The 12,879-nt window shown below is 69.6% G+C and carries 11 protein-coding genes; 5 read left to right on the top strand and 6 right to left on the bottom strand.

The window, feature by feature from the left end:
* Nucleotides 1–28: 28 nt before the first annotated feature.
* Together KXR53_RS03355 and KXR53_RS03350 are read right to left on the bottom strand one after the other, a co-directional pair.
* On the bottom strand, nt 29–2,161 hold the full coding sequence (locus tag KXR53_RS03355; protein ID WP_437373372.1) for a glycoside hydrolase family 3 N-terminal domain-containing protein: 2,133 nt from the start codon (nt 2,159–2,161) through the stop codon (nt 29–31).
* Nucleotides 2,162–2,289: 128 nt separating this feature from the next.
* Complete coding sequence (locus KXR53_RS03350) at nt 2,290–3,858, bottom strand: DegQ family serine endoprotease (protein WP_437373370.1); 1,569 nt, start codon at nt 3,856–3,858, stop codon at nt 2,290–2,292.
* 417 nt (nt 3,859–4,275) lie between these two features.
* On the opposite strand from KXR53_RS03350, the gene KXR53_RS03345 reads away from it, so the two are divergent.
* Nucleotides 4,276–4,431, top strand: coding sequence for a hypothetical protein (locus KXR53_RS03345; RefSeq protein WP_437373368.1), 156 nt, complete (start codon nt 4,276–4,278; stop codon nt 4,429–4,431).
* Between the two features lie 24 nt (nt 4,432–4,455).
* On the opposite strand, the gene KXR53_RS03340 is transcribed toward KXR53_RS03345, so the two are convergent.
* A complete protein-coding gene (locus KXR53_RS03340; protein ID WP_437373366.1) occupies nt 4,456–5,052 on the bottom strand; it encodes a hypothetical protein in 597 nt (198 codons plus the stop codon).
* A gap of 281 nt (nt 5,053–5,333) precedes the next feature.
* Nucleotides 5,334–7,844, bottom strand: coding sequence for a GcvT family protein (locus tag KXR53_RS03335; RefSeq protein WP_437373364.1), 2,511 nt, complete (start codon nt 7,842–7,844; stop codon nt 5,334–5,336).
* 186 nt (nt 7,845–8,030) lie between these two features.
* Between KXR53_RS03335 and KXR53_RS03330 the strand changes: the two genes are divergently transcribed.
* The gene (locus tag KXR53_RS03330; protein WP_437373362.1) at nt 8,031–9,032 is read left to right on the top strand and encodes a D-2-hydroxyacid dehydrogenase; all 1,002 of its coding nucleotides are present in this window, start codon (nt 8,031–8,033) and stop codon (nt 9,030–9,032) included.
* A gap of 20 nt (nt 9,033–9,052) precedes the next feature.
* Here KXR53_RS03330 and KXR53_RS03325 read toward each other — a convergent pair whose 3' ends face one another.
* Nucleotides 9,053–9,454, bottom strand: coding sequence for a winged helix-turn-helix transcriptional regulator (locus KXR53_RS03325; protein ID WP_437373360.1), 402 nt, complete (start codon nt 9,452–9,454; stop codon nt 9,053–9,055).
* Nucleotides 9,455–9,544: 90 nt separating this feature from the next.
* Here KXR53_RS03325 and KXR53_RS03320 point away from each other — a divergent pair, with 90 nt between their 5' ends.
* Together KXR53_RS03320 and KXR53_RS03315 are read left to right on the top strand one after the other, a co-directional pair.
* The gene (locus KXR53_RS03320) at nt 9,545–10,189 is read left to right on the top strand and encodes a flavodoxin family protein (RefSeq protein ID WP_437373358.1); all 645 of its coding nucleotides are present in this window, start codon (nt 9,545–9,547) and stop codon (nt 10,187–10,189) included.
* A gap of 92 nt (nt 10,190–10,281) precedes the next feature.
* Complete coding sequence (locus KXR53_RS03315) at nt 10,282–11,493, top strand: lytic murein transglycosylase (protein ID WP_437373356.1); 1,212 nt, start codon at nt 10,282–10,284, stop codon at nt 11,491–11,493.
* A gap of 45 nt (nt 11,494–11,538) precedes the next feature.
* On the opposite strand, the gene KXR53_RS03310 is transcribed toward KXR53_RS03315, so the two are convergent.
* The gene (locus tag KXR53_RS03310) at nt 11,539–11,850 is read right to left on the bottom strand and encodes a DUF736 domain-containing protein (protein ID WP_437373355.1); all 312 of its coding nucleotides are present in this window, start codon (nt 11,848–11,850) and stop codon (nt 11,539–11,541) included.
* 338 nt (nt 11,851–12,188) lie between these two features.
* On the opposite strand from KXR53_RS03310, the gene KXR53_RS03305 reads away from it, so the two are divergent.
* Nucleotides 12,189–12,833, top strand: a complete 645-nt coding sequence (locus tag KXR53_RS03305; RefSeq protein WP_026870513.1) for a response regulator transcription factor — start codon at nt 12,189–12,191, stop codon at nt 12,831–12,833.
* The last annotated feature ends 46 nt before the right edge of the window (nt 12,834–12,879 follow it).

The following is a 12,879-nucleotide window of genomic DNA, read 5'->3' as shown; positions in this document are numbered from 1 at the left end:
GCCTCCTCGCGATGACGAACTGTCGACCTCACACCTCGACCCGGATCGTCGTCGACAGCAGCGCCTCGCGGTCGGCCTTGGTGCCGACCAGGATCTCGATCTCGCCCGTCTCCAGTACCGGCTTGAGGTCGAGGCCCGGGAACTTCAGGGCCTCGGCCGCCAGCGGCAGGCGCAGCATCTGCTTCTGGCCGGGCGCCAGCGCCGCCTTGGCCATGCCCTTCAGCTCCAGCAGCGGCCGGGCCACGCTGGCCACTGGGTCGCGGATGAACAGGAACACCGTCTCCTCGCCCGCCACCTCCCCGGTGTTGGTCACCGCCACCTCGACGGTCAGCGTCTCGCCCGGGCGCAGCACCGGGGCGGAGACGCGCAGGTCGCCGAGGTCGAAGCGGCTGTAGGACAGGCCATGGCCGAAGGGGAATTGCGGCGTGGTCGGGATGTCGATGTATTTGCTGGTGTAGTGCTGGTTCGGGTCGGTCGGCCGGCCGGTGTTGCGCTCGCCGAAGAAGATCGGCACCTGGCCGACATCGCGCGGCCAAGTCACCGGCAGGCGGCCGGAGGGATTGACCGCGCCGGTCAGCATATCGGCCACGGCATGGCCGGCCTCGTGCCCGAGGAACCAGGTGGCGGCGACGGCCGCCGCCCGCTCGAACAGCCAGGGCAGCGTCAGCGGCCGGCCGGAGGTCAGGAGCGCCACCACCGGCACGCCGAGATCGAGCATCGCCTCGGCCAGGTTGCGCTGGCGGCCCGGCAGCTCGGGCCGGGCCCGGCTGGCCGCCTCGCCGCTCATGATCGCCGCCTCGCCAAGACACAACAGAACCACTTCGGCACCCCTTGCGGCCTCGACCGCCGCGGCGATGCCGGCGTCGCCGCCGGTCTCGATCTCGGTGCCGGGGACATAGGTGATCTCGGCCTGCGGCAGGGCTGCCTTGAGGCCCTCGAGGATGGTCACCGCCTCCTCCCACCGGCCGGCGCCGGCCCAGGAGCCGAGCATCTCCGACCGGGCGTCGGCGAGCGGGCCGATGACGGCGACGCGCCTGACGGACGGCGCCAGCGGCAGCACGCCCTTGTTGGTCAGCAGCACGATCGACTTCGCCGCCACCTCGCGCGCCAGGCGCCGCCGCTCCGCCGCGTGGAAGGCGTCCGGCACGGCGACGACGCGGCGATACGGGTCGTCGAACAGGCCGAGCCGCTGCTTCAGCCGCAGCACCCGGCGGACCGCGTCGTCGATCTCGTCCTGGGTGACGAGGCCGCGCTGCAGCGCCGTCGGCAGGCCGGCGGCATAGGCGCCGCTCATCATGTCCATGTCGACGCCGGCCTTCAGCGCCAGCGCCGCGGCCTCGACCGCATCGGCGGCGACGCCATGGGCCAGCAGCTCCATGATCGCGTTGTAGTCGCTGATCACCGCGCCCGCGAAGCCGAGCTCGCCGAACAGTGTGCCGCGCACCAGGCGGGCGCTGGCCGTCATCGGCACGCCGGCGATGTCGTTGAATGCCGGCATCACCGTGGCCGCCCCGGCGGCGACGGCGGCGGCGAAGGGCGGCAGGTAGACCTCGCGGATCGCCCGGTCCGACACCTCGGCCGAGTTGTAGTCGCGCCCGGCAAGTGCCGCGCCATAGGCCAGGTAGTGCTTGGCGCAGGCCGCCACCGCGTCGGACGCCGAGAGGTCGGCGGTCTGGTAGCCGCGGACCTTCGCCTCGGCGATGCGGGAGGCAAGCCAGGGATCCTCGCCCGGCCCCTCGGAGATGCGGCCCCAGCGCGGGTCGCGGGCGATGTCGAGCATTGGCGAGAAGACCAGGTCGAGCCCGTCCTCCGCCGCCTCCATTGCCGCCTCGCGGGCCGTGTGCTCCCACAGCTCGGGCGAGAACAGCGCCGCCTCGGCCAGCGGGATCGGGAAGATCGTGCGGTGGCCGTGGATGACGTCGAAGGCGAAGAGCAGCGGGACCTTCAGCCGCGTCTCCTCCACCGCCAGGCGCTGGGTCTCGCGCACCCGCTCCGGCCCCCAAAGGTTGAACAGGCTGCCGATGCGGCCGGCGCGAATGCCTTCGGTGACGTCGCCCGGCAGCACCGGCCCGGTCACCGCCAGCGTCGAGGACATCATGGTCAGCTGACCGATCTTCTCGTCGAGCGTCATCGCCGCGAGCAGGGTTTCGATCCGATCCACAGCCGACTCCGCCTTGCCGCCTCCCCGGGGGGCCTGCCCGGGATGAAGGCAAAAAAAACGGGCGCCGGAAAGGGGAAACCGGCGCCCGAGTTGAGGGGGGAGGAATGAAGAAGGCTCGAGGGGTAGGATCAGGCCTTCGGCAGCTTCAGCGCGACGAAGCGCTGGTCACCTTGGCGGTTGATCAGCAGCATGACGGCGTTGCGGTCCGCTTCCTTGGCCGCCTTGACCTGCTTGGCGACCTCGGACGGGGTCTTCACCGCCTCGCTGCCGACCCGGACGATGACGTCGCCAGGGCCGACCCCCGTCTCGCGCGCCGGGCCGTCCTCGCGAGTGCCGGTGACCAGCACGCCGTCGACGTCGTCCGGCACGCCGTATTCGCGGCGGACCTTCGGCGTCAGGGCCGAGAGCGACAGGCCGAGCTGGTCGTCGACCGCCGGGCCGTTCTCCTCGGCGCTGGCGACCTGCTGTGAGGCCGGCAGCTTGGCGATCTCGACCGAGATGGTCTCGGTCTTGCCGTTGCGCAGCACCTCGACCGGCACGGTCTTGCCGGCGGCGGTGTCGGCGACCAGGCGCGGCAGATCCGACAGCTGGTTCACCGGCTTGCCGTCATAGGAGGTGATCACGTCGCCTTGGTGCAGGCCGGCCTTCAGGGCCGGGCTGTCCTCCTGGACGTCGGCGACGAGCGCGCCACGGGCCTTGTCGAGGCCGAGGGCGTCGGCCATCTCCGGCGTCACCTGCTGGATCTGCACGCCGAGCCAGCCGCGCTGGACGCTGCCATGCTCGCGGATCTGGGCGATCACGGTCTTGGCCAGGTTCGACGGGATGGCGAAGCCGATGCCGACCGAGCCGCCCGAGGGCGAGTAGATCGCGCTGTTGATACCGATCACCTTGCCGCTGGTGTCGAAGCTGGGGCCGCCCGAGTTGCCTCGGTTGATCGGCGCGTCGATCTGCAGGAAGTCGTCGAACGGGCCGGAATGCAGGTCGCGGCCGCGGGCCGAGACGATGCCGGCCGTGACGCTGCCGCCGAGGCCGAAGGGGTTGCCCACGGCGATCACCCAGTCGCCGACCTGGGCGGCGTCGCTGTCGCCCCATTCGACGGCTGTCAGCTTCTTGTCGGTGTCGACCTTGAGCAGGGCGAGGTCGGTCTTCTCGTCGGTGCCCACGACCTTGGCCGGGATCACCGTGCCGTCGTTGAGGGTGACGGTGATGTTGTCGGCGTCCTTCACCACATGGTTGTTGGTGACGATGTAGCCGGCCGGGTCGATGATGAAGCCTGAACCGGCGCCATGGATCACCGGATCGCTGTCGCCACCGCCGCCGCGCGGGCCGCGGCGGCCGGGCTGCTGCTCGTCGAAGAAGCGCTTGAAGAACTCGTCGAAGGGCGAGCCGGGCGGGAACTGGCGCATCCGGCCGCCCTCATCCTCGTCGGCCATCTGCGACGCCGACGGATGCTCGGTGGTCGAGACATTGACCACGGCCGGGGTGACCTGGCGCACCAGGCCGGCGAAGGAACCGGGGGCGGCCGGGACGATCGAGGTCGGCGCCTCGGCCTGGTTCTGGGCCACGGCCGGGCGGTCGAAGGTCAGGACAGCCCCGACCGGCACGCCGATCAGGGCCGTGCCGAGCAGCAGCGCCGCCGTCATCCGGCGGAGGCCGGTCCGCGGGCCGCGATCGTCGGAACCGAAGGGGGTCTTCATCTGCATCATCTCCACCACTGTCCAAAGCGCCGCCGCAATCGGTCGGCGTATGCTGACGAAGATGGAGTGTCGGCGTTTAAACCGCTGTTTCACCGCGGTTAATTCGATTTAATCTAGAGCCGCGGCCGAACCTGCCGGGATCCTGTCCCGGAACCTTAACGAAAAGTATGTTGCCGGCCTCGGCCCTGAAGAGCAGAACCAGAGCATGGTTTCGGCGAGAGCCCGCGGCTGCGCCCGCCGACTTCGCCAGAAACCGGCCATCAGGAGATGGCACTGCCCAGGTGCCGTTCCTGCCGGCGACTGGGACGCCAAAGCGGATCTTCTTCGCTCCGCCTGATCCCGGCCTGCCGAAGTGTGGACACGACAGTCGAGGACTGATCCCAGGCCCACCGATCCCGGTGGCGGGAGAGAGATGCGATGTTGACAGCGTTCCTGGTCGTCTGGGCCGTAATCGGCCCTTCCGTCGGCTTGGCCGTCGGCGCCTGGTGGTGCAGCCGGGAGCGGGAGGAGCCGTTGCGTCTCGCCGCCCGCCATGCACTGCCGCCCGCCGAGCCGTCGCTGGGCGTGCGCTGAGCCGGACCGTGATACCGCGATCGTTCAGAGGATGGTCAGGAGCGATTGCAGCTCCGCCGGATCGATCTCCGGCTGCGGATCGTTCCCCCAATAGACCGGCACCTCGTCCGACACCTGGTTCAGGACATGCACCTTGACGTCGGGGCAGCCATCGATCCGCTGCTGCACGGCGGCGTCGACCGGCCAGACCGTGGCCACCAGCATCAGCACGAAGGCGAGATCGTCCGTGGCGTCGGAGAGCGGCAGCAGCAGTGTCCGCTTGCGGACGCTGTCGAGACCGTCGGACAGCGCGAATTCGGCATAGAGCGGCCGTTCGGAGAGCTGGACCGACATCAGCGCCCGGCGCAGTGCCTCGTGCCGCTCGCCGCTGCACAGATCCTCCAGCGGCCGTCCGGGCAGGTTGCGGTCCGACGCCAGCCCGGCGCCCTGGGCGTCCAGGGCGAAGCGGAAGGTTCCCTCGCACGGCATCCATGCCCACAGCAGGATCGGCGGCGGAAGCCGGCTGAGACTGGCGAAGATCATGTCGTCACAGGCCGGAAGGCGCCCCTTCGCCGCAAGCTGGGCCCATATCCGGTAGACCGTCCGAAGCTGCCGGTCCGCGATCGCATCGTGGAACGCCACGCTAACCATCCCCCCACAGGAAGCTCGCCGCACACGCGAGAAAAATTTGCTCTCACATCCTAAACTATGCATCCCCCAATTGGAGGATGACATTGAAAGTTTTCGGACAGGCGATGACGATTCGCCGGAACCGTCACCGCGGCGCAACGGAGGCGTGACGACGCCAGGCTCCTTCGCTTGGCGTTTCCGGATTCTGGAGGCGCCGCTGCCACAAATCCCGGGTCTGCGGCGCTCGCAGACCCGGGTGACGGGGGGAAGATCGACTGTGGCTCAGAGGCTTGTCAGGCCCGCAACCGTTCGTTGTTCGGGTCGAAGGGTGATTCCTCGATCACCACGGCGCGGTGCGGCTTGCCCAGGATGGTGACGTCGAGCTCAGTGCCGATCTCGCCGAGATCCGGCCGGACCATCGCCAAGGCCAGGGACTTGCCCAGACGCCAGCCATAGCCGCCCGAGGTGCAGCGGCCGACCAGCTCGCCGCCCCTGGTGATCGGCTCGTTGCCGCGGGCGTCGGCATCGCCGACATCCAGCACCTCCAGGGTGACGAAGCGGTTCCTGAAGCCACGCTCGCGCCAGGCCACCAGCGCGCCGCGGCCGAGGAAGTCGCCCTTGTTCGGGTGGACGAAGCGGTCGAGCCCGGATTCCAGCGCCGCGTATTCGATCGACAGCTCGCGCGGGATCAGGCGGTAGGACTTCTCCAGCCGCAGCGCGTCCATCGCCCGGATGCCGAAGGGCTTGAGGTCGAAGTCGCGGCCGACATCCATCAGCAGGTCGAAGATGGTGTTCTGCATCTCGATCGGGTGATGCAGCTCCCACCCCAGCTCGCCGACGAAGTTGACGCGCAGCGCCCGGGCCTGGGCGATGCCGACATTGATCGCCTGCCCCGACAGCCAAGGGAAAGCCGCGTTGGACAAGTCGGCGTCGGTGACCTTCTGCAGCAACTCGCGCGACCGCGGCCCGGCGAGGACGAAGACGCCGTACTGTGTCGTGACCTTCTGCAGGTCGACCGAGCCGTCGCGCGGCCGCAGCTTCTGCAAGGTGTCCCAGTCGTGCCGCTCGAAGGCACCGGCGCCGACCAGGTAGTATTGGTTCGGCGCCTCGCAGTAGATGGTGAACTCCGACCGCACGCCGCCGTTCTTCGACAGCAGATGGGCCAGCGCCATGCGCCCCGGCTTCTTCGGCACCCGGTTGGCGACGAGGCCGTCCAGCCAGGCGGCGGCGCCTGGCCCGCTGACCTCGTATTTGGCGAAGGCGGACATGTCGAGCAGGCCGACCGCCTCGTGCACGTGCCGCGCCTCGCGGCCGACGAACTCGAAGTAGTTGGAGCGGCGGAAGCTCCACTTCTCGCGCGGCTTCTCGCCCGGCGCCACCGGCGGGTGGTTCTCGTGCAGGAGCGTGTCCGGCTTGGCGAGCTCCGCCTCGCTCAGCCCGTAGCCCTCGGGCGCGAACCAGTTCGGCCGCTCCCAGCCATAGACGGTGCCGAACACGGCGCCGAGCGCCTTCATCCGGTCGTAGCAGGGCGCCCGCTTCAGCGGCCGCGCCGCCGCCCGCTCCTCGTCCGGGTAGTGCACGGTGAAGACATTGGCGTAGGCCTCCTCGTTCTTCACCCGCAGATAGCCGCGCGAGGCGTAAGGGCCGAAGCGACGCGGGTCGACGCCCATCATGTCGATCGAGGGCTCGCCCTCGACGATCCATTCGGCGAGCTGCCAGCCGGCGCCGCCGGCGGCGGTGACGCCGAAGCTGTGGCCCTCGTTCAGCCAGAAGTTCCTCAGCCCCCAGGCCGGGCCGATGATCGGGCTGCCGTCCGGGGTGTAGGCGATGGCGCCGTTGTAGACCTTCTTCACGCCGACCTCGCCGAAGGCCGGCACCCGGGAGATTGCGGTCTCGATATGCGGCGCCAGCCGCTCCAGATCCTCCTGGAACAGCTCGTATTCCGACTGCTCGTCCGGCCCGTCGACATAGCAGCACGGCGCGCCCGGCTCGTAGGGGCCGAGGATGAAGCCGCCGGCTTCCTCGCGCAGGTACCAGGAGCTGTCGGCCTCGCGCAGCACGCCCATCTCCGGCAGGCCCTGGCGGTGCCGCTCCTGCACCAGGGGATGCGGCTCGGTGACGATGTACTGGTGCTCGACCGGGATCACCGGCACGTCGAGCCCGACCATGGCGCCGGTCCGGCGGGCGAAGTTGCCCGAGGCCGAGACCACGTGCTCGCAGGTGATGTCGCCCTTGTCCGTCTTCACCAGCCATTCGCCCGACGGCGTCTGCTCGATCCCGAGGACGGTGGTGAAGCGATGGATCTCCGCCCCCATCGCCCGCGCGCCCTTGGCCAGAGCCTGGGTCAGGTCGGCCGGCTGGATGTAGCCGTCATCCGGGTGCTGGATCGCGCCGATGATGCCGTCGGTCTCGCACAGCGGCCAGATCTCCTTGACCTGGGCCGGGGTCAGGACGTTGACCTTGACCCCGATCGTGTCGGCCACGCCCTTGTAGTACATGAACTCGTCCCAGCGGTCCCTGGTCCGGGCGAGGCGGATGTTGGAGACCTGGCGGAAGCCGACATGCTGTCCGGTCTCGGCCTCGAGCGACTGGTAGAGCTTGACCGAGTACTTATGGATCTGGCCGACCGAGTAGCTCATGTTGAACAGCGGCAGCAGGCCGGCGGCATGCCAGGTCGAGCCCGAGGTCAGCTCCCGGCGTTCGATCAGGACGACGTCCGACCAGCCCTTCTTGGCCAGGTGATAGAGCGTGCCCACGCCCACCACGCCGCCGCCGATCACCACCACGCGCGCTGTTGACTTCATCGCTCGAACCGCTCCCTGCGGGCCACACGGCCATCCTGGCGGAAGTGTCCGGGCGGGGCCGGCTCCCGGCTAACCCAGCCGCGACCTGAGATGTCGCAGGCCCGCCAAACATCTGCCATGTCGCAATCGGACTGGCCGGCCGCGTCCGGATCGGCATGCTGGCGACGGATTCCTGCGAGGCCGACCATGACGCTGCCGCCCACCCAGCTACCACCTACCCCCAAGATCGTCTTCCTCGACCGCGAGACCCTGGCGCCCTCGGTTCGCCTGCGCCCGCCCGCCTTCCCGCACCGCTGGGAGGAGCATCAGCGCACCGCGCCGGAGCAGGTGCTGGACCGGCTGCGCGGCGCCAGCGTCGCCGTGATCAACAAGGTGCCGCTGCGCGAGCCGGTGCTGGAGCAGTTGCCGGAGCTGCGGCTGATCGCGGTCGCCGCCACCGGCACGGATTGTGTCGACACCGCCTGGTGCGACCGGCACGGCGTCGCGGTCTGCAATATCCGCGGCTATGCCGTGCACACGGTGCCAGAGCATGTCTTCGCCCTGATCCTGGCACTGCGCCGTTCCCTGCTGCCCTATCGCCGCTCGGTCGAGGCCGGCCGCTGGCAGGAGGCCAAGCAGTTCTGCTTCTTCGACCACCCGATCCTCGACCTGCACGGCGCCCGGCTGGGCCTGATCGGCGGCGGCTCGCTGGGCAATGCGGTGGCCGCGATCGGCCGGGCCTTCGGCATGGATGTCGTCTTCGCCGGCCGCAAGGGTGATCCCGCCCCGGCCGGCGACCGGGTACCCTTCGACGAGGTGATCGCGACCAGCGACGTGATCTCGCTGCACTGCCCGCTGCGGCCGGAGACGCGCGGCCTGATCGGCGCCGCGGAGTTCGCCCGGATGAAACCGGAGGCGCTGCTGATCAACACCGCCCGCGGCGGTCTGGTCGACGAGGCGGCGCTGACCGAAGCGCTGCGGTCGGGCAGCATCGGCGGCGCCGGCTTCGACGTGGCGATGCCGGAGCCGCCGCCGGCCGACGCGCCGCTGATGCGGCTCCTGGACCTGCCGCACTTCATCCTGACCCCGCATGTCGCCTGGGCCGGCCGCGGCGCCATGCAGACACTGGCCGACCAGCTGATCGACCTGATCGACGCCTTCCAGCAGGGCCGGCCGTTCAACCTGGTGGCGGGGGCGAAGGCCGCCTGATCAAGGCGGCGCCCCCTCCCTTACCGCTCCCTCTCCCGCGCATCGAACGCCTCCCGCGCCGCATCCAGCGCCGGGAAGTTGCGCTCGGCCCAGCGGTCCAAGGCCGCGAGGGTCTCGCTCAGCGATTCGCCGAGCGGGCTGAGCCGGTATTCGACGCAGGGCCGGGCGGTGTGGAAGTCGCGGCGCAGCACCAGGCCGTTGCGCTCCAGGTCGCGCAGGGTCTGGGTCAGCATCTTCTGCGAGATGCCGCCGATCCGGCACAGCAGCTCGGCGTTGCGGACCGGCCCATCGGCAAGCGCCGAGAGGATCAGCACCGACCATTTCGACGCGATCAGCCCCAGCGCGTGCCGGGCCGAGCAGGTCTCGTCGAAGACATCCGGCACGGAGGCCGGGGCCGGTTCGGGCCGGTCCGGAGGCGCCATGGTTACCTCGAGGTGCGTAATTGCGGGCCGCAGCCCCATTCCCGATACATGGAATCGTATCGCGGATTGCAAGCCCATCGAGGAGACGAGATGCAGGCCCTCATTCTCAGCTCCAGCCCCCGGCGCGAGGGAAACTCCGCCGTCCTTGCCGAGGCGGTCGCGGCCGGCCTGGCCGAGGCCGGCCATGCCGCCGAGACGGTCCATCTGGCCGACGCGGTCGGCGGCTTCCTGCGCGACTGCCGGCAGTGCCGCCGGCCCGACGGCAGCTGCGCCATCGATGACGGATATCGGCCCCTGTTCCTCGACCGGTTCCTCGCCGCCGACGGCATCGTCCTGGCGACGCCGATCTACTGGTACGGCATGTCGGCCCAGCTCAAGGCCTTCTTCGACCGGATGTTCTGCTATGTCGCCGCCTCCTACCCCGAGTCCGAAACGGTGAAGGCGCGGATGACGGGCAAGCGGATCGGCCTCGTCCTCAGCTCCGAGGAGGCCTATCCCACCGTCTCGGCCGCCATCGTGCAGCAGATCCGGGAATACAGCCGCTACACCCGGTCGCGCTTCGTCGGGGTGGTGCATGGCTATGGCAATGCCCGGGGCGAGGTGCGGCGCGATCCGCTGGACCCGCTGGCCCAGGCCCGCCGGCTGGGCCGCGACTTCTTCGACCGCTACGCCACGGATTACGAGATCGACACCGATCGCCCGGCCCGCGTCTGGCCGCTGCCGGAAGCGGTCTGAGGCCGACGCCCGGGTTGTCCCCGGCGCCCGGATGGGACAGGATCGCGCCGCGCCGGGGCGCAGCGGTTCCATCGCGTGGAGGAAGGGTACAGATGACGTCTCGCCTGTTCGGATCCGGTCGGAATGTCGGGGCGGCGCTGCTCGGGCTCCTCCCGGTCCTGGCCGCGGGCCCGGCCCTGGCCGATTTCGGCTCCTGCGTCGCCGGCCTGGCCGAGTCCGCGGTGAAGGCCGGGGTCGGCCGCGACGTCGCCGCCCGCGCCTTCGACGGGCTGACCCAGCCGGACGAGAAGGTGCTGCGCTTCTCGCAGGCCCAGCCGGAATTCGTGACGCCGATCTGGGACTATCTCGCCTTCCTGGTTGACGACCAGCGCATCGCCGACGGCCGGGCGATGATGGCGAAGTACGACCGCGTGCTGCGGCAGGCGGAACAGCGCACCGGCGTCGACCGCACCGTCATCGCCGCGGTCTGGGGCGTCGAGAGCGACTACGGCAAGGAGCGCGGCAGCTACTTCCTGCCGCACGCCTTGGCCACGCTGGTCTGCGCCGGCGAGCGGCGCACCGATTTCTGGCGCGGCGAGCTGATGGCGGCGCTGAAGCTGGTCAGCGCCGGCGACCTGCGGCTGGACGAGCTCTACGGCTCCTGGGCCGGCGCCTTCGGCCAGACCCAGTTCATCCCCTCGACCTATCAGCGCCTTGCGGTCGATTTCGACGGCGACAGGCGGCGCGACCTGGTCAATTCCGTGGCCGATGCCCTCGGCTCCACCGCCAATTACCTGAAGCGCTCCGGCTGGCAGCAGGGCCAGCCCTGGATGATCGAGGTCAAGGTGCCGGCCGGCTACAGCGGACCGACCGGGCGCAAGGAGAAGGACCCGCTGTCGGCCTGGGCCCGGCGCGGCGTGACCCGGGCGGACGGCGCGCCGCTGTCGGGCGACGCCCGGGCCGGCCTGCTGCTGCCGGCCGGGCCGCAGGGGCCGGGCTTCCTGGTGTTCCGCAACTTCGACGCGATCTATTCTTACAACGCGGCCGAATCCTACGCGATCGCCATCTCCTATCTCGCCGATCGACTGGCCGGCCGGCCGGCGCTGCGCACGCCCTGGCCGACCGACGATCCCGGCCTCTCGCGGGCCCAGCGCTTCCGGTTGCAGCAATTGCTGCTGGCCCAGGGCTACGACATCGGCGGCCAGGCGGACGGCAAGATCGGCCCGGCCACCCGCGCCGCCATCTCGGCCGCGGAGCAGCGCCTCGGCCTGCCGCAGACCGGCCGGGCCGGGCTCAAGGTCTATCGCGCCCTGGGCGGGCAATAGTCCGGCGGAAGGTCAGGACCGGCGCCGAGCGCCGGTCCATGTCTCTCAGTGCGACCAGTACAGGTCGAACCGGTCGTCGTCCTGCTCCGACTGGCACAGCGTCGCATGGATCGGCCGGGAGACATGCGGGTCGCGGATCTGCACGGTGTAGGAGGCGGGACGGTCATCCCGCCGGCACGCCCAGGCGCCGCCGATCTCATGGTCGCCGGAATAGATCAGAAAGTCCGGCGCCCTCGGGCTGTCCGCAGCCCGCGGGTTCGGGACCAGCCGGATGCGATCCTGGAACAGCAGCGTCTTGACCGGGCCCTCGATGACGTCGCGGTTGCGGTACAGGGTGCCGATGCCGATCGTGGTCATGACAGGTCCTCAGTGGCAGAACTGCGCGTCCGACTGGTCCGGCAGCGGGCGCAAGACGCCACAAAGGAACTCCGCCTCCGCCCCAAGGTTCCAGTTGACAAAAGATGTCGGGTTTTTTAGTAAATTTTGCATCCGCGTGACACTTCCACAGACGACGAACATGCGGAATCGGGACCGCGATCAGTTGATCACTTCAGGACTGATTCCGGAGTCAAAGAAAGGGGGGAGCGCCCCCCTTTTTCGGCGGCGCATTCAATGGCATTCGAGCCAAACCCTGGCCTAGCGCGCGGTGGGCAGCCGGACTAGGATCTTTGCCGGTCCATCGTGGAAGATTTGGCATGACGGCTGGTGAACAGACTTCACGCGCGCTGGTGATCGAGGACCAGGACCTGATGCGCCTGGCCCTGATCAACGAGTTGAAGGCGGCCCTGCGGAACTGCATCGTCCAGGGCGCCGCGACCTGGGAGATCGCGGCCGGCCTGCTGCGGGAACAGACCTTCGATCTGGTGATCATCGACCCGGGCTTGCCCGGCTTCGACCCGACCTCGCCGCAGCATCGGCTCGCCGTGGTCAAGGCGGTCATCGACGCCTCGCCCAACGCCCTGCACATCGTCGTCACCGGGTCGGACAGCGTCGAGGAAGGCGAGGCCTGCCGGATGCTCGGGGCCAATGCCTATGTCGGCAAGACCGGCCTCGACCGGGACACCCTCGCCAGCATCATCGACAAGATCTCGGACACGCGGTTCTCCCTGTCGCTGTCCGCGGTCAAGGCGGTTACGCCGGAGTTCTACTATTCCGGCCTGACGCCGCGGGAGCAGGAGATCATCGATTTCATGCGGAGCCGGCCGAAAGGGGTCAAACGCAAGGAGATCTACGAGAAGATGGGCGACCGGTTCGGCATCGACCCGTATACGGTGGAAAAGTACTACAAGCAGGCGCGCGCCAAGCTGCTGAAGAACGGTCTGTTCCCGAAAGGCGCCTGAGCATGACCGTGCCGCCCGATCGCCTTCCTCCCCCTGCCCGGCCACC

It is taken from the genome of Inquilinus limosus (assembly GCF_051487185.1).
Lineage (GTDB): Bacteria > Pseudomonadota > Alphaproteobacteria > DSM-16000 > Inquilinaceae > Inquilinus > Inquilinus limosus_F.
The sequence above is the reverse complement of the archived record's forward strand: the minus strand, read 5'-3'. Positions and strand labels throughout refer to the sequence as shown.